This window comes from Shinella sp. 1A1, from assembly GCF_055379515.1.
The window spans coordinates 3,277,684-3,297,443 of the sequence record NZ_AP039671.1 but is presented as its reverse complement, the minus strand read 5'-3'; the positions used below and the strand labels follow the sequence as shown (position 1 = coordinate 3,297,443).

At 64.8% G+C, this 19,760-nt stretch carries 23 protein-coding genes; 14 read left to right on the top strand and 9 right to left on the bottom strand.

Annotated features, from left to right (window positions below):
- Positions 1-160 precede the first annotated feature (160 nt).
- A complete protein-coding gene (locus ACZ48C_RS16055) occupies positions 161-733 on the top strand; it encodes a hypothetical protein (RefSeq protein ID WP_464781715.1) in 573 nt (190 codons plus the stop codon).
- Here the strand turns inward: ACZ48C_RS16055 and ACZ48C_RS16050 are convergent.
- The 5 genes from ACZ48C_RS16050 to hslV all read right to left on the bottom strand — a co-directional run bounded on the left by ACZ48C_RS16050 (position 678) and on the right by hslV (position 5,692).
- Positions 678-2,087 (bottom strand): cytochrome P450, encoded by a 1,410-nt coding sequence (locus tag ACZ48C_RS16050; RefSeq protein WP_464781714.1) that lies wholly within the window; start codon positions 2,085-2,087, stop codon positions 678-680. The two genes, ACZ48C_RS16055 and ACZ48C_RS16050, sit on opposite strands and share 56 nt — an antisense overlap.
- Before the next feature lie 112 nt (positions 2,088-2,199).
- Complete coding sequence (locus ACZ48C_RS16045) at positions 2,200-3,147, bottom strand: DUF1402 family protein (RefSeq protein ID WP_464781713.1); 948 nt, start codon at positions 3,145-3,147, stop codon at positions 2,200-2,202.
- 181 nt (positions 3,148-3,328) lie between these two features.
- A complete protein-coding gene (hslU, locus tag ACZ48C_RS16040) occupies positions 3,329-4,636 on the bottom strand; it encodes an ATP-dependent protease ATPase subunit HslU (protein WP_464781712.1) in 1,308 nt (435 codons plus the stop codon).
- A gap of 14 nt (positions 4,637-4,650) precedes the next feature.
- A complete protein-coding gene (locus ACZ48C_RS16035; protein ID WP_464781711.1) occupies positions 4,651-5,145 on the bottom strand; it encodes a GNAT family N-acetyltransferase in 495 nt (164 codons plus the stop codon).
- Positions 5,132-5,692 (bottom strand): ATP-dependent protease subunit HslV, encoded by a 561-nt coding sequence (hslV, locus tag ACZ48C_RS16030; RefSeq protein ID WP_119257991.1) that lies wholly within the window; start codon positions 5,690-5,692, stop codon positions 5,132-5,134. The genes ACZ48C_RS16035 and hslV overlap by 14 nt, the downstream gene beginning before the upstream one ends.
- A gap of 210 nt (positions 5,693-5,902) precedes the next feature.
- Between hslV and hisB the strand changes: the two genes are divergently transcribed.
- From hisB to coaA, 7 genes are read left to right on the top strand one after another with little or no spacing between them, the layout of a single operon-like run.
- Positions 5,903-6,496 (top strand): imidazoleglycerol-phosphate dehydratase HisB, encoded by a 594-nt coding sequence (gene hisB / locus ACZ48C_RS16025; RefSeq protein WP_119257990.1) that lies wholly within the window; start codon positions 5,903-5,905, stop codon positions 6,494-6,496.
- A gap of 25 nt (positions 6,497-6,521) precedes the next feature.
- Positions 6,522-6,992 (top strand): DUF2628 domain-containing protein, encoded by a 471-nt coding sequence (locus ACZ48C_RS16020; RefSeq protein WP_464781710.1) that lies wholly within the window; start codon positions 6,522-6,524, stop codon positions 6,990-6,992.
- 1 nt (position 6,993) lies between these two features.
- A complete protein-coding gene (gene hisH, locus ACZ48C_RS16015) occupies positions 6,994-7,635 on the top strand; it encodes an imidazole glycerol phosphate synthase subunit HisH (protein ID WP_464781709.1) in 642 nt (213 codons plus the stop codon).
- A gap of 1 nt (position 7,636) precedes the next feature.
- Positions 7,637-8,380: a 1-(5-phosphoribosyl)-5-[(5-phosphoribosylamino)methylideneamino]imidazole-4-carboxamide isomerase gene (gene hisA, locus ACZ48C_RS16010; RefSeq protein ID WP_464781708.1), complete on the top strand. Its 744-nt coding sequence runs from the start codon at positions 7,637-7,639 to the stop codon at positions 8,378-8,380.
- Positions 8,377-9,153: an imidazole glycerol phosphate synthase subunit HisF gene (gene hisF, locus ACZ48C_RS16005; RefSeq protein ID WP_464781707.1), complete on the top strand. Its 777-nt coding sequence runs from the start codon at positions 8,377-8,379 to the stop codon at positions 9,151-9,153. Before hisA ends, hisF begins: the two co-directional genes overlap by 4 nt.
- A gap of 10 nt (positions 9,154-9,163) precedes the next feature.
- Complete coding sequence (locus ACZ48C_RS16000; protein ID WP_119257985.1) at positions 9,164-9,484, top strand: phosphoribosyl-ATP diphosphatase; 321 nt, start codon at positions 9,164-9,166, stop codon at positions 9,482-9,484.
- The gene (gene coaA / locus ACZ48C_RS15995; protein ID WP_313195279.1) at positions 9,484-10,479 is read left to right on the top strand and encodes a type I pantothenate kinase; all 996 of its coding nucleotides are present in this window, start codon (positions 9,484-9,486) and stop codon (positions 10,477-10,479) included. Before ACZ48C_RS16000 ends, coaA begins: the two co-directional genes overlap by 1 nt.
- Positions 10,480-10,542: 63 nt before the next feature.
- Here the strand turns inward: coaA and ACZ48C_RS15990 are convergent, their stop codons facing one another.
- The 4 genes from ACZ48C_RS15990 to ACZ48C_RS15975 all read right to left on the bottom strand — a co-directional run bounded on the left by ACZ48C_RS15990 (position 10,543) and on the right by ACZ48C_RS15975 (position 13,878).
- Positions 10,543-11,163 (bottom strand): alpha-ketoglutarate-dependent dioxygenase AlkB family protein, encoded by a 621-nt coding sequence (locus tag ACZ48C_RS15990; RefSeq protein WP_464781706.1) that lies wholly within the window; start codon positions 11,161-11,163, stop codon positions 10,543-10,545.
- A gap of 3 nt (positions 11,164-11,166) precedes the next feature.
- Positions 11,167-11,625 (bottom strand): peptidoglycan-binding protein LysM, encoded by a 459-nt coding sequence (lysM, locus tag ACZ48C_RS15985; protein WP_119258027.1) that lies wholly within the window; start codon positions 11,623-11,625, stop codon positions 11,167-11,169.
- A gap of 94 nt (positions 11,626-11,719) precedes the next feature.
- A complete protein-coding gene (arfB, locus tag ACZ48C_RS15980) occupies positions 11,720-12,154 on the bottom strand; it encodes an alternative ribosome rescue aminoacyl-tRNA hydrolase ArfB (RefSeq protein WP_313195282.1) in 435 nt (144 codons plus the stop codon).
- Between the two features lie 113 nt (positions 12,155-12,267).
- Entirely contained in the window at positions 12,268-13,878 is a 1,611-nt protein-coding gene (locus tag ACZ48C_RS15975; RefSeq protein WP_464781705.1) for a phosphoenolpyruvate carboxykinase, read from the bottom strand.
- 325 nt (positions 13,879-14,203) lie between these two features.
- Here ACZ48C_RS15975 and ACZ48C_RS15970 point away from each other — a divergent pair, with 325 nt between their 5' ends.
- The 6 genes from ACZ48C_RS15970 (at position 14,204) to ahcY (ending at position 19,592) form a co-directional block, all read left to right on the top strand.
- Entirely contained in the window at positions 14,204-14,932 is a 729-nt protein-coding gene (locus ACZ48C_RS15970; protein WP_119258026.1) for a response regulator transcription factor, read from the top strand.
- 91 nt (positions 14,933-15,023) lie between these two features.
- Positions 15,024-16,802 carry a sensor histidine kinase gene (locus ACZ48C_RS15965; protein ID WP_119258025.1) on the top strand — a complete coding sequence of 593 codons (1,779 nt, stop codon included), beginning with the start codon at positions 15,024-15,026 and terminating at the stop codon, positions 16,800-16,802.
- Positions 16,799-17,254, top strand: coding sequence for an HPr kinase/phosphorylase (locus ACZ48C_RS15960; RefSeq protein ID WP_464781704.1), 456 nt, complete (start codon positions 16,799-16,801; stop codon positions 17,252-17,254). The genes ACZ48C_RS15965 and ACZ48C_RS15960 overlap by 4 nt, the downstream gene beginning before the upstream one ends.
- A gap of 150 nt (positions 17,255-17,404) precedes the next feature.
- Entirely contained in the window at positions 17,405-17,806 is a 402-nt protein-coding gene (locus tag ACZ48C_RS15955; RefSeq protein WP_119257979.1) for a PTS sugar transporter subunit IIA, read from the top strand.
- Positions 17,807-17,821: 15 nt separating this feature from the next.
- A complete protein-coding gene (locus tag ACZ48C_RS15950) occupies positions 17,822-18,094 on the top strand; it encodes an HPr family phosphocarrier protein (RefSeq protein ID WP_464781703.1) in 273 nt (90 codons plus the stop codon).
- Positions 18,095-18,191: 97 nt separating this feature from the next.
- The gene (gene ahcY / locus ACZ48C_RS15945; RefSeq protein ID WP_464781702.1) at positions 18,192-19,592 is read left to right on the top strand and encodes an adenosylhomocysteinase; all 1,401 of its coding nucleotides are present in this window, start codon (positions 18,192-18,194) and stop codon (positions 19,590-19,592) included.
- Positions 19,593-19,760 lie beyond the last annotated feature (168 nt).

Here is a 19,760-nt window from a genome sequence, read left to right as displayed (position 1 = left end):
TTCATAGTCAATTCGGCAACAGCATAAAGAATTTATTCCGCTCCGGATAAAATCATATTTTTGCCGATGCAGGATGGTTGCGGAAACGGCCGGAAACCTTTTCAAAACAGGGCCGCAATGGTGTTATGTCGCGCCCATGCCGAAGAACGAGGAGCCGCCCGTGATCGCCCTTTCCCCGCCGCATCGCCCTTCGGGCCGGAAGCCGCTTTCGGCGAACCTTCTTCTCGCCGCCACCCTTCTTCTTGCCGGCGGCCTGCCGGCGGGCGCGCAGGAGGAGGACGAAGGCCAGTACCGGGCGCAGATTCCCGATGTCGCGATCTACAAGGCGATGCTGGACGCCAACAAGCAGACGGGCTGGGTGCAGTTTCGCGAATTCGCCGGCCAGCAGCTCATCTATTTCACGGCTTTGCAGTCCATGCATTGCCGGCTGAAGGAAGTGCGCTACTCGATCAATTCCGACGCGCTCGACAAAACCTTCCCGATGGCGGAATGCGATCCGGAGCTGCCCTTCAACCTGCCGTCGGACGACAGCCAAAACTGGCTCTACCTGAACCTCAAGCCCGGCGAGGCCGAGACCATCGCCGTGCAGGCCGTCTGGGACGACGGCAGCGGCAGCGAGATCGTCGTCTACCAGCCCTGCAAGAATCCCGAGGCGACCTGCGCCTCGATCAAGACGATCAAGAAGGCGAAGAAGCGCTCCGACGAGCCGTCACCCTCAACGCCAGCCCGTTAGCCGGCTGCGTCGTCAGGCGCTGCACCGGCCAGGGCTTCGTCTGCGCCGTCATGTCGAAGCGGAAGCGGTGCATCAGCACGCCGAGCGCGATGATCGCCTCCTGCATGGCGAAGGTCGCGCCGATGCAAATGCGCGGCCCAGCGCCGAAGGGCAGGTACTGGAAGCGGTGGATCGCCTCGCGGTTCTCCGGCAGGAAGCGTTCGGGCATGTAGGCGCGCGGCTTCTGCCACAGCAGCTCGTGGCGGTGCAGCGTCCAGGGCATGACGAGGATGGTGACGCCCTTGGGGATCTCCACCGTTTCGCCGGAGGGGCTCGTCCACACGTCGTCGGCGATCGCCTCGCGGTTGATCGAGGGCGCGGGCGGATAGAGCCGCATCGCCTCCTCGAAGGCGGCGCGGGCCCAGGGCATCCGCTCCAGCCAGTCGACGGGATCGGCGCCGCTTGCCACGACACGGTCGATCTCCTCCTCCATCGCGTCCCGCACATGCGGGGAATTGGCGAGGCAATAGAGCGTCCAGGCGAGCGCCCGGGCCGTCGTCTCGTGGCCGGCGCCGATGAAGGTGAGGATATTGTCCTCCACCTCCTCCATGGTCAGGCCCTCCGGCCCCGCCGCGCGCAGCAGCAGCGTCAGGAAATCGCTCGGCACTGTCTCGCCATCCGCCGCCATGCGCTTCAGGCGCAGCTCCATCGTGTCGCGCACGATGCGGCGGAACTTGCCGAGCACCTTGAGACCGCCGATCCGAGTCACCCGCGGCACCCATGAGGGCGCGCGCAACAGATCCATCGGGTCGACGCGGCCCATGGAGTGCAGGAGGTCGTCCACGTCGTCGGCGAAATTGTCCGAGGAGGTGACGATCTCGCCGGAGAACAGCGTGTCGGAAAGCACGGCGAAGGCGAGCTCCGTCATGTCGTTGCCGATATCGAAGGCCGCGCCCTCCGCGCCCTCGTATTTCTGCGCGTAAAGCTCCGACTGCGCCAGCATCTGCGTGGCAAAGCCCCTGGCATGGCGCGGCGTGAAGATCGGCGCGACGGCCTTGCGCGAGCGGCGCCAGACCGCGCCCTCGGCCGTCAGCAGCCCGTCGCGCAGGATCGGGCGCAACACGAGCTGGCGGACGGTCGCCATCCTGTAGTTCTGGGCGTTGTCGACGAGGAGATGTTTGATAAGGCCGGGATCGTTGACGATCAGCGTCTTCTCGCCGAAGAAGCTCGTCATGATCCAGGGCAGCGTATAGGAGGGCACGCCCCACAGTTCCAATGGATTGCGGAAGACGGTCCGGATGATCTCGATCTTCGAGGGCGGCACCGTGCGGGGAACGGGCGCGGGCGGTTCGAACGGCTCGGGACGCATGTCCATCGTCTTCTTCCTTTCAATCGGCTTGCCCGAAGTGTGGGCCGAGAGCGAGGCAGAAATCAGGGCAGGCTCCCGCAAAAGCGCGCAGCGCCCTTCCGGCCGGACCTGCGGAAAGCTAGAGCAGGCCGCGCAGTTCCGCCAGCTTGTCGTTGATCAGCCAGCCGTAATAGTTCTCTTCCGGCCAGGTCGCCTCGCCGGACGCGCGGCGCGCGGCGAAGGCCGCGGCGCGGGCATCGGGATTGCCGATATTGTAGAGCGTCGCCGTCAGGCCCGGATTCTTCGAGATGTCGACGCCGGCGGTCTTCCTGTAGGCGTCGATCGAGCGGCGGATCGCGGCGGCCATATAGGCGAGCGAGGTGTCCGGGTCCATGATCGCCTGGTAGACGCCGGCCGCGTCGTTCTCGTCGAGCCGGTCGTAACCGGAGATGCGGGCGACATCGTCGGTGAGCGTAAGGGCCGTCAGCGGGTTGATCTGGCCGAGGCCGAAGGTCTGGCCGGCATAGAAGGGCTGGAAGAACACCGCGCTGAAGCGGTTGTTCGGATAGGATGTGCCGCCGACCGTCCGGCCCTTGAAGGTCTTGTTCCAGACGCCCTCGCGGCAGGTCCAGAGCGCGTAGGAGCCCTTCTTCGACGCGCATTGCGAAAATTCCGGCCGGGCGATGAAGTCGCCGACCGTCTCGCCGTCATAGGCGAAGCGAAAGTTGCCGGTATAGGACGCGGCCTTCACATAGTAGCTCTGCAGCCGGTCATAGGCGTCGACATTATAGGTGTGCTCGCCGACGATGGCGCCGACCATGTGGATCGGGTCGATGCCGTATTTCGCGGCGGTCGACTTGATCTTGCCGGTGAGCTGGCGGTCGTTGGCGATGAGGTCGCGCACCTTCTCGTACTTCGCGTCGAAGGAGGTCTTGCCGGCCTTGGTGCGGCGCGTGGAGGCGCCCGGAATGGCGGGCTGCTCGGCATTGCGGTTGCCGGGCGGCACCACGTCGATGGCCAGCGCCGTCGTCTGGCTCTGGACAAAAAGGGCGGCTGCAAGGGCAAGCACAGGCAAGAACTGTCGCACGATTCCGTTTCCCGTCTGATCAAATCTGTCGGCGGATGGCGGCGACCGATGCACGACGAACATGTCGGAATGATGCCAAGCGCGGCAAAGGCGTAAGGCGGGAGCGCCCCTTCTGTCGAGAGGTTCCGCCTTCAAAAATGCGGCACCGGCGACCCGCTAATGGATCACCGGTGCCGAAACGTCACAGGATGTAGCGCGACAGGTCCGTATTGGCCGCCAGCGTGCCGACATGCTTGCGCACATATTCGGCGTCGATGACGAGGCTGTTGCCGCCCTTGTCCGGCGCTTCGAAGGAGATCTCGTCGAGCACCCGCTCCATCACCGTCTGGAGACGCCGCGCGCCGATATTCTCGACGCTGGCATTGAGCTGCACGGCGACGTCCGCCAGCGCATCGATGCCATCCTCGGTGAAGTCGAGCGTGACGTCTTCGGTCTGCATCAGCGCCTTGTACTGGCGGATAAGGCTTGCCTCCGTTTCCGTAAGGATGCGGCGGAAGTCCTCCTTGGTGAGGGCGCGCAGCTCGACGCGGATCGGCAGGCGGCCCTGAAGCTCCGGCAGCAGGTCCGAGGGTTTGGAGACGTGGAACGCGCCGGATGCGATGAAGAGGATATGGTCGGTCTTCACCGGCCCGTATTTCGTGGCGACCGTCGTGCCCTCAACGAGCGGCAGCAGGTCACGCTGCACGCCGTCGCGGGAGACGCCCGCGCCCATGCCGCCGTCGCGCGCAGCGATCTTGTCGATCTCATCGATGAAGACGATGCCGTCGTTCTCCGCCGAGCGGATGGCCTCGCGCTGGATCTGCTCGTTGTCGAGCAGCTTGTCGGATTCGTCGTCGATCAGGACCTTGTACGAGTCCTTGACCGTCGTCTTGACCTTCTTGGTGCGCCCGCCCATCGCCTTGCCGAACATCTCGGAGAGATTCAGCACGCCGATATTGGCGCCCGGCATGCCGGGGATCTCGAAGCCGCCGGGCATGCCGCCGGTATCGGCGATGTCGATCTCGATTTCCTTGTCGTCCAGCTCGTTGTTGCGCAGCTTTTTACGGAACGAGTCGCGCGTCGCCGGCGAGGCGGTCGCGCCGACAAGGGCGTCGAGCACCCGTTCCTCGGCATTCATATGGGCCTTGGCCGTCACCTCGGCGCGCTTCTTCTCACGCACCAGGCCGATGCCGACCTCCACGAGGTCGCGGACGATCTGCTCGACGTCGCGGCCGACATAGCCGACCTCGGTGAACTTGGTCGCCTCGACCTTGACGAAGGGTGCGCCGGCGAGTTTTGCGAGGCGACGGGAAATCTCCGTCTTGCCGACGCCGGTCGGGCCGATCATCAGGATGTTCTTCGGCATGACCTCGTCGCGCAGATCGGGCTCGAGCTGGTGGCGGCGCCAGCGGTTGCGAAGCGCGATGGCCACGGCGCGCTTGGCGTCGTGCTGGCCGATAATGAAGCGGTCGAGTTCGGAAACGATCTCGCGGGGCGAAAAATTGGACATGGGCTTTTCCGTTTCTAGCAACGGTCCCGGGCCATCATCAGCGCCGGGCCGTCCTCAGTCATGCGTTGATCGAAAGCATGGAATCCGGCCTTTTCATAGGCCCGGATGGCATGCGCATTGTCCGGGTGGGGATCGAGCACGATCCGTTCCACACCCTCGTCGAAGACCTTGGCCGCAAAGGCGTCGATCATTGCCGGGCCGTGGCCGATGCCGACCATGTCGGCAAGGCCGATGAACTGGTCGATGCCGACAGTGCGGTCCGGCCGGTCGCCGAAGGAGAAATCATCGGCCGCGATCCGGTAGGATTGCAGGTAGGCGAAGGGCGTTCCGGCATGGAGAACGATGAAGGACGCCATTGCCGGATCGTCGAAATCCTCTGCGATGCCGGCGACTTCCTTCGCCGGCTCGCCCCACCAGCGCCGGACATGCGGCGCGTTCAGCCAGCGTTCCAGCATCGGCAGGTCGGCCGCCGTCACCGGCCGGAAGGCGTAGAGGTCAGCGGTCGGCATCCAGCGTTTCCACCACGACATTGTGGTTGGTGTAGACGCAGATATCGCCGGCGATCTGCATGGCGCGGCGCGCGATCTCCTCGGCCGACTTGTCGGTATCCATAAGCGCGCGGGCGGCTGCATAGGCATAGTTGCCGCCCGAGCCGATCGCCATGGTGCCGTGTTCCGGTTCCAGCACGTCGCCATTGCCGGTCAGCGCCAGCGTAACGGACTTGTCGGCGACCAGCATCATGGCTTCGAGACGGCGCAGGTAGCGGTCGGTGCGCCAATCCTTGGCAAGCTCCACGGCGGCGCGCATCAGCTGGTCGGGATATTGCTCGAGCTTGGCCTCCAGCCGTTCGAGCAGCGTGAAGGCATCGGCGGTCGCGCCGGCGAAACCGGCAATGACGTCACCCTTGGCAAGCCGGCGCACCTTGCGCGCATTGCCCTTCATGACAGTCTGGCCGAGGCTCACCTGGCCGTCGCCCGCCATGACCACCTTGCCGTCCTTGCGGACGGTGATGATCGTCGTGGCGTGCATGGAAGCGTAGGGGTCGTGTTCACTCATGGATGGACCTTTCGGGCCCGGATACCGGGCGGGGCACCGCCGACGAGGCGGCTTCGTTGTCATCTATGTAAGCAGCGGCTCGGCAATTGCAAACGGAGCAAGCGGCGGGTGATAACGAGGACCTTTCGTCCTGCGCCGAAGGCCTGTGAAAGACTGGCATTTTCATGACAGCCCTGTTAAGGAGCGGCGGTAAAATCACCGGAGAAACCCATGAGCCGCACAGCCAGCGTTTCGCGCAAGACGAACGAGACCTCCGTTTCGGTCACCGTCGATATCGACGGCACCGGCACGTCGACCATTTCGACGGGCGTGGGCTTCTTCGATCACATGCTCGACCAGCTGTCGCGCCATTCGCTCATCGACATGGAGATCAAGACCGAAGGGGACCTGCATGTCGACGACCATCACACGGTCGAGGACACGGGCATCGCCATCGGCCAGGCCATCGCGAAGGCGCTCGGCGACCGGCGCGGCATCACGCGCTACGCCTCGCTCGACCTTGCCATGGACGAGACGATGACGCGCGCCGCCGTGGACGTCTCCGGCCGTCCCTTCCTCGTGTGGAACGTGAATTTCTCCGCCCCGAAGATCGGCACCTTCGACACCGAGCTGGTGCGCGAATTCTTCAATGCGCTTGCCCAGCACGCCGGCATCACGCTGCATATCCAGAACATCTACGGCGCGAACAACCATCATATCTCCGAGACGTGCTTCAAGGCCGTCGCGCGCGTGCTGCGCACCGCGACCGAGATCGATCCCCGCCAGGCGGGCCGCGTTCCCTCGACGAAGGGTTCGCTGGCCTGAGCAAAGGCACAGTTGGAGGCCTCCCATGGCCACGTTCCTCGTTCTGATACCGCCGGGTGCCCGAAAGGGCGATGAAAAGGCCCGCGTCATCCGCGACCGCTTCTCCTGGCTCGCGCTCTTCCTGCCGGTGATCTGGCTGCTCTGGCATCGGGCCTGGCTCGCCGCCGCCCTCGCCTTCGCGGTGCAGGCACTCGGCTCGGCCGTGGCGGATCATCCGGTCTTCGGCCTTGCCGGCCTCGGCCTTTGCCTTGCGACCAATCTCCTCGTCGCGCTCGAAGGCCCCTCCATGGTCGTCGCCGGCCTCGAGCGGCGCGGCTGGACAGTCGATGCGGCGATCTCCGCCGACGACCGGGAAACGGCGGAGGCAATCTACTACGTGGAAACCCCGGCCGGCGAGGCGGAGACGCGCGACAGCGTTTCCCTGCCGGCCTCCGGAACCTCCGCGCGCCGGCACGCTCCCATGCTCGGCCTCGTGGGTTTCAAGGAAGGACGCTGACATGCGCGTTGCGATCATCGACTACGGCTCGGGCAACCTGCGCTCGGCCACCAAGGCCTTCGAGCGGGCGGCGCGCGAAGCCGGCATCGAAGCGGAAATCGACCTTACCGACAAGGCCGAGCGCGTCGCCGCCGCCGACCGCATCGTGCTGCCCGGCGTCGGCGCCTATGCCGATTGCCGCCGCGGCCTCGATGCCGTGCCCGGCATGGTGGAGGCGCTGCGCGACGTGGTCGAGAACAGGGCCCGCCCCTTCCTCGGCATCTGCGTCGGCATGCAGCTCATGTCCTCGCGCGGCCTGGAAAAGACCGTGACCGAGGGTCTCGGCTGGATCAAGGGCGACGTCGTGAAGATGACGCCCTCCGATCCGGAGCTGAAGATCCCGCAGATCGGCTGGAACACGCTCGACCGCAAGCACCCTCACCCGCTCTTCGATGGCATCCCGGAAACGCTGCACGCCTATTTCGTGCATTCCTACCACCTTGCCGCGGAAAACCGGGAAGACGTGGTCGCGACCGTCGATTACGGCGGGCCGATGACCGCCTTCGTCGCCAACGGCAACAAGGCCGGCGCGCAGTTCCATCCGGAAAAGAGCCAGACGCTCGGCCTTGCCCTCATCACCAATTTCCTGCGCTGGAAACCCTGACATGATCCTCTTTCCCGCCATCGACCTGAAAGACGGCCAGTGCGTTCGCCTCAAGCTCGGCGACATGGACCAGGCCACCGTCTACAATCCCGACCCGGCCGCGCAGGCGAAAGCCTTCGAGGACCAGGGCTTCGAATGGCTGCATGTCGTCGACCTCAACGGCGCCTTCGCGGGGGAAAGCGTCAACGGCGCGGCCGTCGACGCCATCCTCAAGGCCACGAAGAATCCGGTGCAGCTCGGCGGCGGCATCCGCACGCTGGAGCATATCGAAAGCTGGCTGGCACGCGGCCTGTCGCGCGTCATCCTCGGCACCGTCGCCGTGCGCGATCCCGCGCTCGTCATCGCTGCGTGCAAGGCGTTTCCCGGCAAGGTCGCGGTCGGCATCGACGCCAAGGGCGGCAAGGTGGCCGTCGAGGGCTGGGCGGAAGCCTCCGAGCTCGGCGTGATCGAGCTTGCAAAGAAGTTCGAGGGCGCGGGCGTCGCCGCGATCATCTATACCGACATCGACCGCGACGGCATTCTGGCGGGCATCAACTGGGCCTCGACGCTGGAACTGGCCGACGCCGTCTCCATTCCCGTCATCGCCTCCGGCGGCCTTGCCTCGATGGACGACATAAGCCGCCTCGTCGCCGCTGACGCCCGCAAACTGGAAGGCGCGATCTCCGGCCGGGCGCTCTATGACGGGCGCATCGATCCCGCGGAAGCGCTGGCGCTGGTCCGCGAAGCACGAGGAAAAGCTGCATGACTTTGAAAGCGCGCGTCATCCCCTGCCTCGATGTAAAAGACGGCCGCGTCGTCAAGGGCGTCAGCTTCGTCAACCTCGTCGATGCCGGCGATCCCGTGGAATCGGCCAAGGCCTATGATGCGGCCGGCGCCGACGAGCTCTGCTTCCTCGACATCACCGCCTCCTCGGACAACCGCGACACGATCTTCGACGTCGTGGCGCGCACGGCCGACCATTGCTTCATGCCGCTCACCGTCGGCGGCGGCGTGCGCACGGTCGCCGATATCCGCAAGCTGCTGCTCGCCGGGGCCGACAAGGTGTCGATCAACTCGGCCGCCGTCGCCAATCCGGATTTCGTGGCGGAAGCCGCCGACAAGTTCGGCAACCAGTGCATCGTCGTCTCCATCGATTCGAAGAAGGTTTCGGCGGAAGGCGAAGAGGACCGCTGGGAGATCTTCACCCATGGCGGCCGCAACGCGACCGGCATCGACGCCGTGGCCTTTGCGGAAAAGATGGTGGAGCGCGGCGCGGGCGAGCTGCTGCTCACCTCCATGGACCGCGACGGCCAGAAGGGCGGCTACGACATCGCGCTGACACGGACGATTGCCGACCGCGTCTCCGTGCCGGTCATCGCGTCCGGTGGCGTCGGCACGCTCGACCATCTCGTCGAGGGCGTGCGCGACGGCCATGCGACGGCGGTGCTCGCCGCCTCGATCTTCCACTTCGGCACCTACACGGTGGGCGAGGCCAAGCGCTACATGGCCGAGCATGGCATCGCCATGCGGCTCGACTGAGGAGCATCTCATGAGCACCTTCACCCTTGCCGATCTCGAAGCCATCGTCGCGGCCCGCGCCGCGGCCGACCCGTCGGAGAGCTGGACGGCGAAGCTCGTTGCGGCCGGACAGCAGAAAGCGGCGAAAAAGCTCGGGGAAGAGGCGGTCGAGACCGTCATCGCGGCCATCGAGGGCAAAAAGGCCGAATTGACAAGCGAAACAGCCGATTTGCTCTATCATCTCATGGTCGTATTGAAAATCGGCGGCGTGCCGCTACAAGATGTCATGGGGGAGCTGGAGAGGCGCACGGGCCAGTCCGGCCTTGCGGAAAAGGCCAGCCGGAAGAGCTGATGATCCAGGCAGCGCGCGACAAGGACCAGGCGGACATACCGGACGATTTCGGCAACCGCGACTATTCTCCCTACCGTTTCTTCCCGGCGGAGGAATGGGCGCGGTTCCGGGCCGATACGCCCCTGACGCTGACCGCCGACGAGGTCCAGCGCCTGCGCTCCCTCGGCGACCCCATCGACCTCGACGAGGTCCGGCGCATCTATCTCTCACTGTCCCGCCTGCTGTCGGCCCATGTCGAATCCTCGCAGATGCTCTTCGAGCAGCGCAAGCAGTTCCTCAGCCTCTCCGACGAGGCGAAGACGCCCTTCGTGATCGGCATTGCCGGGTCCGTGGCGGTCGGCAAGTCGACCACCGCGCGTATCCTGATGGAACTCCTGTCGCGCTGGCCGTCGAGCCCCAAGGTCGACCTCGTGACGACCGACGGCTTCCTCTATCCGAACGCCGTGCTCCAGCGCGAGAACATGATGGACCGGAAGGGCTTTCCGGAGAGCTACGACACCGGCGCGCTGCTGCGCTTCCTCTCGGCGATCAAGGCCGGCAAGAAGGACGTCAAGGCGCCGATGTATTCGCATCTGACCTACGACGTGCTGCCGAACAGCTTCCGCACCGTCGACCGGCCGGATATCCTGATCTTCGAGGGTATCAACGTGCTGCAGTCGCGCAACCTGCCGGCGGACGGCAAGATCGTGCCGATGGTCTCGGACTTCTTCGACTTCTCCATCTATATCGACGCGGAGGAGAAGCTGATCCACGCCTGGTATGTGGAACGCTTCATGCGCCTGCGCGAAACGGCCTTCAAGAACCCGGATTCCTACTTCCACCGCTATGCGACGATCAGCGAGGACGAGGCGCTGGCCATTGCCGAGGGCCTCTGGCGCAACATCAACCTGAAGAACCTGCACCAGAACATCCTGCCGACGCGCCCGCGCGCCGACCTGATCCTGCAGAAGGGCAGGAACCACCTCATCGAGACGGTGGCTTTGCGTAAATTGTAAGCCGGCTAAAGTATTTCCGCATTTCCGAACGCAAAACCGCTTCGCACTTTTGCTGGAAATTCTCTAGGGATTGACCCGGCGAAGCGTCAGGTTGATGCGCCCATCCTTCTTCAGAAGCGTGGAGGTGCCGGGATAGATGCGGTCGACGCCGTGGAAGATCAGCCGGCTTTGCCCACCGAAGACGAAGACGTCACCGCTCGACAGCCGGAAGGAGCGCGTCGGATCGCTGCGGGAAACGCCCCCGACGCGAAACAGGCACTCATCGCCGAGCGACACCGAGACGACCGGGGCGGAGAAGTCGCTCTCGTCGCGGTCCTGGTGCAGACCCATTTTCGCATCGGGATCGTAGAAATTGACGAGGCAGGCTTCCGGCGGCCCGGGGAAGCCGGAAACCTCGTTCCACAAGGCCAGAAGCATGTCCGGAATGGCCGGCCAGGGACAGCCGGTCTCGGGATGCGCGGACTGGTAGCGGTAGCCACGCTCCCTGTCCGTCACCCAGCCGAGCGATCCGCAATTGGTCATGCGGACCGACATCGGCTTTCCCGTCTTCGGCATGCGCGGGACGAAGAGCGGAGCCTCGGCCACGACCTGCCTGATGGCAGCGACGAGCGCTTCCTGCGCCGTCCGGTCGAAACGGTCGGGGAGATAGCGCAGCCCCGGAGCAAGGCCGCGCTCGGCCGTCACGGCTCAGGCTTCCGCGAGATCGGGAATGCGCAGCACCTGGCCGGGATAAATCTTGTCCGGATGCGACAGCATCGGGCGGTTGGCGTCGAAGATCACCGTGTGCTTGGCGCCCTTGCCCTTGCCGTACTGGGCCTCGGCGATCTTCCAGAGGTTGTCGCCCTTCTTCACCGTGTAGAAGACCGGCTCCTTGGCCGGAGCGGCCGCCACGGCGAGCGCCTCGGTATCGACCTTGGAAACGCCGAGCGTGTTGCCGACGGCGACGATCGCCTTTTCGAAGACGGTCTGGTCCGCGACGCTGCCCTTCAGCACGACCTTGTCGTCGACCACCTCGACCTGCACCTGATCGGTGCCAAGGCCGTGCGATTCCAGTTCCTTCTTGACCGCCTCGGCATCCGGCGCCTCGTCGTCGCCGCCGATCCCGAGCTTCTTGCCGGCGTTCTTGATAAAGCTGAAGAGACCCATGTCCATCCTCCTGTTTTTCCCGACTTAAGCAGACCTTGCCCGCAAAGGAAAGGCGTCGTTTCCTTTCCACGCATAAACGGCCAAGTTGCGGCGATCATTCGCCCGAGGGCTTCGCCCGCATGCGTTTCACGTCCGAACGGCCGGACTTCGCCTTGAGCCGGCGTTCGACCGAACCCTTCGTCGGCTTGGTCTTGCGGCGCGGCGGGGGCGGCGGCTCGGCGGCCTTGAGGATCAGTTCCTTCAGCCGCTCGCGCGCATCCTCCCGGTTGCGCTCCTGGCTGCGGAAGCGGTTGGCCTCGATCATCAGCACGCCGTCCTTGGAGACCTTGCGGCCGGCGAGCTTTTCCGCATTCTCTTTCACCCGCTCGCTCAGAGAGGGCGAGTTGCGCAGGTCGAAGAAGAGCTGGACCGCCGTCGAGACCTTGTTGACGTTCTGCCCGCCCGGACCGCCGGCCAGCACGAACTGCTCGGTCAGTTCCCAACCGGCAATCGTGATCGAACGGCTGATATAGAGGGGGTCGCTGGCCATGGATGTTCCTTTCCAGGCCGTTGTAGCGGGCGGTGGGGCGAACGGGAAGCCGCCTGCAGAGACGAAAAACCCGGCCTTGCGGGCCGGGTTTCACGTGAATCATCGCCGAGACCTTACTCGGCGGCAACCTTCAGGCCCGGGGCCGCGTCGCGGACGCTGCCGTCGACCTGGTCTTCGAACTTCCCGAAGTTCGCGATGAACATGTCGACGAGCTTGCGGGCCTGCCTGTCATAGGCGGCGCCGTTCGCCCAGGTCGAGCGCGGGTCGAGGATCTTCGTGTCGACATCCGGCACCGAGACCGGCACCTGGAAGCCGAAATTGTCGTCGCGACGGAAGAGCGCGTTCTTCAGCGAGCCGTCAAGGGCGGCGGCGAGCAGGGTGCGAGTCGCCTTGATCGGCATGCGGCGACCTTCGCCGTAAGCGCCGCCCGTCCAGCCGGTATTGACCAGCCAGCAATCGACGCCGTGCTCGGCGATGAGCTCCTTCAGAAGGTTGCCGTAGACCGTCGGGTGACGCGGCATGAAGGGGGCCCCGAAGCAGGTCGAGAAGGTGGCTTCCGGCTCGGTCACGCCGCGCTCCGTGCCGGCAACCTTGGCGGTGTAGCCGGAGAGGAAGTGGTACATGGCCTGGTCGGGCGTCAGCTTGGCGATCGGCGGCATCACGCCGAAGGCATCGGCCGTCAGCATGATGATCGTCTTGGGATGCGGCGCGCGGCCGGTCTCGCTGGCATTCGGGATGAAGTGCAGCGGATAGGCGCAACGGGTGTTTTCCGTCAGCGAGCCGTCGTTGAAGTCCGGAACGCCCTGCGCATCGAGCACGACGTTTTCGAGGACGGTGCCGAAACGCTGGGTCGTGGCGTAGATTTCCGGCTCGGCCTCGGCCGAAAGACGGATCGTCTTGGCGTAGCAGCCGCCCTCGAAGTTGAAGATGCCGTTCTCGCCCCAGCCGTGCTCGTCGTCACCGATCAGCGTGCGGTTCGGGTCGGCGGAAAGCGTCGTCTTGCCGGTGCCGGACAGGCCGAAGAACACGGCAGCATCGCCAGCCGGGCCGACATTGGCCGAGCAGTGCATCGGCATGACCTTTTCCGACGGCAGCAGCCAGTTGAGCACAGTGAAGACCGACTTCTTCATTTCGCCGGCATAATAGGTGCCGGCGATCAGCACGATGCCGCGCGTCAGGTCGCAGGCGATCATGGTCTCGGTGCGCGCACCGTGGCGGGCCGGATCGGCCTTGAAGGTCGGCAGGTCGATGATCGTCAGCTTCGGCGCGAAACCGGCCAGATCCTTCTCTTCCGGACGGATGAGCAGGTTGCGGATGAACAGCGAATGCCAGGCGAGTTCCGTGACGACGCGGGTCGGCAGGGCGTATTCCGCATCGGCGCCGCCGACGAGATCCTGCACGAAGAGATCGCGGCCGCCGGCATGGGCCAGCATGTCAGCATGCAGCGCGTCGAAATGCTCGCGCGACACGGCCTTGTTGTTGTCCCACCAGATGGCGTCCTCGGTGTTTTCGTCGCGCACGACGAACTTGTCCTTGGGCGAACGGCCGGTGTGCTGGCCGGTGAGTGCGCGCAGGGCGCCATGGGCCGTCCTGACCGCTTCGCCGCGGCCGAGGGCCTCTTCATAAAGGGCCTCTGCTGCAAAGTTGTACCGGACCGTGCCGCTGGTGTTGATACCCATCGCGGTGAGCCCCAGAGCGGGGTTGCGAACGCCGAGTTCCTGCATGGTCCAGATTTCCTCCGTGGACGAAGAGCCAGGTGAATTTCCGGGGAAGCTAATCCGCGATTGTCACAAAAACAAGAGTGAAATCGAAATTAGGCAATAATATCAAACTATTAATCGATTTAAATATTTGTCCTACTTTTTTAATCGTTTGAATAATCGATTTAAAAAGGAGTGGAAAATACGGCCCGGAACGTCTCCCTTTATCTTTGCCACAATTTGTTCCACCTTTACCCCCAGACAGGCGCTTCATTCGTCCAGGACAGGAACTCGATCCGAGGTCGGGCCGAGGTCGGGAAAGGCGCCCATGAATATGGAGACAAGCAGGATGCAGACGATCGCACTCGTAGACGACGACCGGAATATCCTCACATCCGTGTCGATCGCCCTGGAGGCGGAAGGCTACAAGGTCGAGACCTATACGGACGGCGCATCCGCGCTCGACGGCCTTCTTGCCCGCCCGCCGCAGCTTGCGATCTTCGACATCAAGATGCCGCGCATGGATGGCATGGAGCTTCTGCGGCGCCTGCGCCAGAAGTCGGACATCCCCGTCATCTTCCTCACCTCCAAGGACGAGGAGATCGACGAGCTGTTCGGCCTCAAGATGGGCGCGGACGACTTCATCACCAAGCCGTTCTCACAGCGCCTGCTGGTGGAGCGCGTCAAGGCGATCCTGCGCCGTGCCTCGAGCCGCGAGGCGGCCGCCTCGGCGGGTGCGGCCGGCACCGCAAAGCCCGGCGAGATAACGGCCCGCTCGCTGGAGCGCGGCCAGCTCGTCATGGACCAGGAGCGCCATACCTGCACCTGGAAGGGCGAGCCGGTGACGCTGACCGTCACGGAATTCCTCATCCTGCATTCGCTCGCCCAGCGCCCCGGCGTGGTGAAGAGCCGCGATTCGCTGATGGACGCCGCCTATGACGAGCAGGTCTATGTCGACGACCGCACCATCGACAGCCACATCAAGCGGCTTCGCAAGAAGTTCAAGATGGTCGACACCGACTTCGACATGATCGAAACGCTCTACGGCGTCGGCTATCGCTTCCGCGAGACCGCCTGAGGCGATTTTGCTTGCATCGACCGCGGCAGCGATGGCATGCCGCGGTCGGCGGCGTTGCGCCGCATGAAGGATCACCCGCTTGTCGCAGACCGTGCTGGAAAGGGATGGAGAGGACGCCGAAGGCCGGCCCGCGCCGCGCGCCGGACGCCGCTGGACCCATCCCTTCACGCTGGCCCGCCGCATCTTCGGCAATGCCGTCTTCTCGAGCCTCACGCGGCGCATCCTCTTCTTCAACCTCGTCGCGCTGGTCGTGCTCGTCGCGGGCATCCTCTATCTCAACCAGTTCCGCGAGGGCCTGATCGACGCCCGCGTCGAGAGCCTGCTGACCCAGGGCGAGATCATCGCCGGCGCGATCTCCGCCTCCGCCACGGTCGACACCAACTCGATCACCATCGACCCTGAAAAGCTGCTGGAACTGCAGGCGGGCCAGAGCATCACGCCCCTGCCGGGCGACGACGATCTCGAATTCCCGATCAATCCCGAGCGCATCGCCCCGGTCCTCCGGCGGCTGATCTCGCCGACCCGCACACGCGCGCGCATCTACGACACCGACGCCAACCTGCTGCTCGATTCGCGCCATCTCTATACGCAGGGCCAGGTGCTGCGCTTCGACCTGCCGCCCGTGGAGCCGGAGACCCCGAGCCTGCTCGATCAGCTCAACGTCTGGTTCAACCGCATTCTCCAGCCGAGCAACCTGCCGCAATACAAGGAAGCGCCGGGTGGCGACGGCTCGATCTATCCCGAAGTGATGAACGCGCTGACCGGCGTGCGCGGCGCCGTCGTGCGCGTCAACGACAAGGGCGAGCTGATCGTCTCGGTCGCCGTGCCGGTGCAGCGTTTTCGCGCGGTGCTCGGCGTGCTGCTGCTCTCGACGCAGGCGGGCGACATCGACAAGATCGTCCACGCCGAGCGCCTCGCCATCATGCGCGTCGCCGGCGTCGCCGGCCTCGTCAACATCGCCCTGTCGCTGCTCCTCTCCAGCACCATCGCCAATCCGCTGCGCCGGCTTTCGGCGGCGGCGATCCGCGTCCGGCGCGGGGCGAAGGAGCGCGAGGAAATCCCCGACTTCTCCGTGCGCCAGGACGAGATCGGCAATCTTTCCATCGCGCTGCGCCAGATGACGACGGCGCTCTACGACCGCATCGACGCCATCGAGAGCTTCGCCGCCGATGTCAGCCACGAGTTGAAGAACCCGCTGACCTCTCTGCGCAGCGCCGTCGAGACGCTGCCGCTCGCCCGCACGGACGATTCGAAGAAGCGGCTGATGGACATCATCCAGCACGATGTGCGCCGCCTCGACCGCCTGATCAGCGACATTTCCGACGCCTCGCGGCTCGATGCGGAACTGGCGCGCAGCGACGCCCGCAGCATCGACCTCGAAAAGCTGCTCGGCGACCTCATCGACATCTCCCGCCAGGTCAATACGCGCAAGAAACCCGTCACGCTCGACTTTGTCGTCGACCGCAAGGACAATCCGAAGGCGCGCTTCGAGGTCAGCGGCTACGAGCTGCGCATCGGCCAGATCGTCACGAACCTCATCGAGAACGCACGCTCCTTCGTGCCGGATCCCGGCGGGCGCATCGTCGTGCGGCTTTCGCGCGGGCGGAACGACCGCTGCATCATCCAGGTCGAGGACAATGGTCCCGGCATCCAGGCGGAAGATATCGACCGCATCTTCGAACGCTTCTACACGGACCGCCCGGCGAGCGAGGGCTTCGGCCAGAATTCCGGCCTCGGCCTCTCCATTTCCCGCCAGATCGCCGAGGCGCACGGCGGCACGCTGAAAGCCGACAACATCGTCGACAAGGCGACCGGCGAAAAGCACGGCGCCCGTTTCACCCTCTCTCTCCCCGCCGACCCGAAGAAATGAGCGGCGCGGTCAACGTGCACGGAACGGCCATCGTGATCGGCGCGACGGGGCTCCTCTTCGTCGGCCCCTCCGGCGCGGGCAAGAGCGCGGCCGCCCTCCAATGCATTCACGAGGCCCGCGGGCGGGGGCTGTCCACCGCGCTCGTCAGCGACGACCAGGTTCTCGTCCACGAGGAAGAGGGCCGGCTCATTGCGCGGGCGCCCGCCAGCATCGCCGGGCTGATCGAGGTGCGCGGCGCGGGGATCGTCCGGATGGAGACGGTTAGCGAGGCCGTGCTGCACCGGGCCGTGCGGCCCATCGCCCCGCCCTTTGCCGAGCGCCTGCCGCCGGACGGGGAAACGGCGGAGATCCTTCCGGGGCGTTTCCTGCCGCTAACGCGGCTGCCGCTCCTTGCCGGCTGCACGGCTTTCTCGGTATTGGCCACGCTGCACCCGGAAATCCTCCGGGATTGACCGCAAAAGCCCCGGCAAAACGCCAGAACGGGCATTTAGGGCTTGCACTCGGGCTTTTCATTGACATGATGGCCACCCCAACGGTGGACGGAATTGTTGCATTGCGGTAATGGGCCGTCCGTTTGTGTCGGGAAACTGGAGCGACTGCTGATGATCGGACTGGTGCTTGTCACCCATGGCAAGCTGGCGGAGGAATTCCGTCACGCCCTTGAACATGTTGTCGGTCCGCAAAAGGCCATCGAGACGGTCTGCATCGGCCCCGAGGACGACATGGACCAGCGCCGCCAGGACATCCTGGAGGCGGTCAACCGCGCCGACCAGGGCCATGGCGTGATCATCCTCACCGACATGTTCGGCGGCACCCCGTCGAACCTTGCGATCTCCGTGATGACCGGCGAGGGCATCGAGGTGATCGCCGGCGTGAACCTGCCCATGCTGATCAAGCTCGCCGGCATCCGCGGCGAGAACAACATGGAAAAGGCGCTGATCGACGCGTCGGAAGCCGGCCGCAAATATATCAACGTGGCAAGCCGCGTCCTCAGCGGCAAGTAAGGTTCCCTGCCGCCCATGACCGTCTCGAAAGAGCTTCTCATCATCAACAAGCGCGGCCTGCACGCCCGCGCCTCGGCCAAGTTCGTCCAGACCGTCGACGGTTACGACGCGGAAGTGACCGTCTCCAAGGACGGCATGACGGTGGGCGGCACCTCGATCATGGGCCTGATGATGCTGGCCGCCAGCCCCGGCTGCAGCGTGCTCGTCACCGCCACGGGCACGCAGGCCCGCGAGGTGCTCGACGCGCTGGACGCGCTGATTGCCGACCGCTTCGGCGAGGAAATGTAAACCACGCGTCGACATAAGGATATAAAGACTTCTTTATGTCCGGTTGCTCCAGTCGCCGTTTCCTGATAGGAAGCGCCATCACGACTGGAGATTTTTGATGACCACCACGCAGGACTACCACGTCGCCGATATCGGGCTTGCCGATTTCGGCCGCAAGGAAATTCAGATCGCCGAGACGGAAATGCCGGGCCTGATGGCCTGCCGCGAAGAGTTCGGCGCCTCCAAGCCGCTCAAGGGCGCGCGCATCACCGGCTCGCTGCACATGACGATCCAGACCGCCGTCCTCATCGAGACGCTGGTCGCGCTCGGCGCCGACGTCCGCTGGGCCTCGTGCAACATCTTCTCCACACAGGACCACGCCGCCGCCGCCATCGCGGCCGCCGGCATCCCGGTCTATGCCGTCAAGGGCGAGAGCCTCACCGAATACTGGCAGTATACGGACAAGATCTTCCAGTGGGCCGGCGGCGGCCTCTCCAACATGATCCTCGACGATGGCGGCGACGCCACCATGTACATCCTGCTCGGCGCCCGCGCCGAAGCCGGCGAGAACGTGCTGGTCAATCCCGGTTCGGAAGAAGAGGAAATCCTCTTCGCGCAGATCAAGAAGCGCCTTGCCGCCTCCCCGGGCTGGTTCACCAAGCAGCGCGACGCGATCAAGGGCGTGACGGAAGAGACGACCACCGGCGTCAACCGTCTCTACCAGCTCCAGCAAAAGGGCCTGCTGCCCTTCCCGGCGATCAACGTCAACGACTCGGTCACCAAGTCGAAGTTCGACAACAAGTACGGCTGCAAGGAATCGCTGGTCGACGGCATCCGCCGCGGCACCGACGTGATGATGGCCGGCAAGGTCGCCGTCGTCTGCGGCTACGGCGACGTCGGCAAGGGCTCTGCCGCGTCGCTGCGCGGCGCCGGCGCCCGCGTCAAGGTCACGGAAATCGACCCGATCTGCGCCCTGCAGGCCGCCATGGACGGCTTTGAAGTCGTGCAGCTCGAGGACGTCGTGTCCTCCGCCGACATCTTCATCACCACGACCGGCAACAAGGACGTCATCCGCATCGAGCACATGCGCGAGATGAAGGACATGGCGATCGTCGGCAATATCGGCCACTTCGACAACGAGATCCAGGTCGCCGCGCTCCGCAATTTCAAGTGGACCAACATCAAGCCGCAGGTCGACATGATCGAGTTCCCGAAGGGCAACCGCATGATCCTGCTCTCGGAAGGCCGCCTGCTCAACCTCGGCAACGCGACCGGCCACCCGTCCTTCGTCATGTCCGCCTCGTTCTCGAACCAGGTGCTGGCCCAGATCGAGCTCTACACCAAGGGCGAGAACTACCAGAACGAAGTCTACATCCTGCCCAAGCAGCTCGACGAGAAGGTCGCGCGCCTGCATCTCGCCAAGCTCGGCGCCCGCCTCACGGAACTCTCCGAGGAGCAGGCCGGCTATATCGGCGTGACGCCGCAGGGTCCGTTCAAGGCCGAGCACTACAGGTACTGATCCTTACCCGGATTATCCACAACATCTAGAGGCGGCGCGCTTGACAAGGCGCGCCGCCTCTTTTTTGTCCCCGTCCCTTCCCGACGATTCGTGAAACAAGTATCGTTAAAGCGTTGATTCGGCGTGGAGATGCGGACCTTGCGCGCCGGATTGGGATGTCTTGTCGAT

What these genes read in the sequence shown, in the direction of transcription:
- ACZ48C_RS16050 (WP_464781714.1), bottom strand. Translation starts at nt 2,087, where the DNA reads ATGGACATGCGTCCCGAGCCGTTCGAACCGCCCGCGCCCGTTCCCCGC.
- hslU (WP_464781712.1), bottom strand. Translation starts at nt 4,636, where the DNA reads ATGTCCAATTTTTCGCCCCGCGAGATCGTTTCCGAACTCGACCGCTTC.
- ACZ48C_RS16035 (WP_464781711.1), bottom strand. Translation starts at nt 5,145, where the DNA reads ATGCCGACCGCTGACCTCTACGCCTTCCGGCCGGTGACGGCGGCCGAC.
- hslV (WP_119257991.1), bottom strand. Translation starts at nt 5,692, where the DNA reads ATGAGTGAACACGACCCCTACGCTTCCATGCACGCCACGACGATCATC.
- hisB (WP_119257990.1), top strand. Translation starts at nt 5,903, where the DNA reads ATGAGCCGCACAGCCAGCGTTTCGCGCAAGACGAACGAGACCTCCGTT.
- ACZ48C_RS16020 (WP_464781710.1), top strand. Translation starts at nt 6,522, where the DNA reads ATGGCCACGTTCCTCGTTCTGATACCGCCGGGTGCCCGAAAGGGCGAT.
- hisH (WP_464781709.1), top strand. Translation starts at nt 6,994, where the DNA reads ATGCGCGTTGCGATCATCGACTACGGCTCGGGCAACCTGCGCTCGGCC.
- hisA (WP_464781708.1), top strand. Translation starts at nt 7,637, where the DNA reads ATGATCCTCTTTCCCGCCATCGACCTGAAAGACGGCCAGTGCGTTCGC.
- hisF (WP_464781707.1), top strand. Translation starts at nt 8,377, where the DNA reads ATGACTTTGAAAGCGCGCGTCATCCCCTGCCTCGATGTAAAAGACGGC.
- ACZ48C_RS16000 (WP_119257985.1), top strand. Translation starts at nt 9,164, where the DNA reads ATGAGCACCTTCACCCTTGCCGATCTCGAAGCCATCGTCGCGGCCCGC.
- coaA (WP_313195279.1), top strand. Translation starts at nt 9,484, where the DNA reads ATGATCCAGGCAGCGCGCGACAAGGACCAGGCGGACATACCGGACGAT.
- lysM (WP_119258027.1), bottom strand. Translation starts at nt 11,625, where the DNA reads ATGGGTCTCTTCAGCTTTATCAAGAACGCCGGCAAGAAGCTCGGGATC.
- arfB (WP_313195282.1), bottom strand. Translation starts at nt 12,154, where the DNA reads ATGGCCAGCGACCCCCTCTATATCAGCCGTTCGATCACGATTGCCGGT.
- ACZ48C_RS15975 (WP_464781705.1), bottom strand. Translation starts at nt 13,878, where the DNA reads ATGCAGGAACTCGGCGTTCGCAACCCCGCTCTGGGGCTCACCGCGATG.
- ACZ48C_RS15970 (WP_119258026.1), top strand. Translation starts at nt 14,204, where the DNA reads ATGCAGACGATCGCACTCGTAGACGACGACCGGAATATCCTCACATCC.
- ACZ48C_RS15960 (WP_464781704.1), top strand. Translation starts at nt 16,799, where the DNA reads ATGAGCGGCGCGGTCAACGTGCACGGAACGGCCATCGTGATCGGCGCG.
- ACZ48C_RS15955 (WP_119257979.1), top strand. Translation starts at nt 17,405, where the DNA reads ATGATCGGACTGGTGCTTGTCACCCATGGCAAGCTGGCGGAGGAATTC.
- ACZ48C_RS15950 (WP_464781703.1), top strand. Translation starts at nt 17,822, where the DNA reads ATGACCGTCTCGAAAGAGCTTCTCATCATCAACAAGCGCGGCCTGCAC.
- ahcY (WP_464781702.1), top strand. Translation starts at nt 18,192, where the DNA reads ATGACCACCACGCAGGACTACCACGTCGCCGATATCGGGCTTGCCGAT.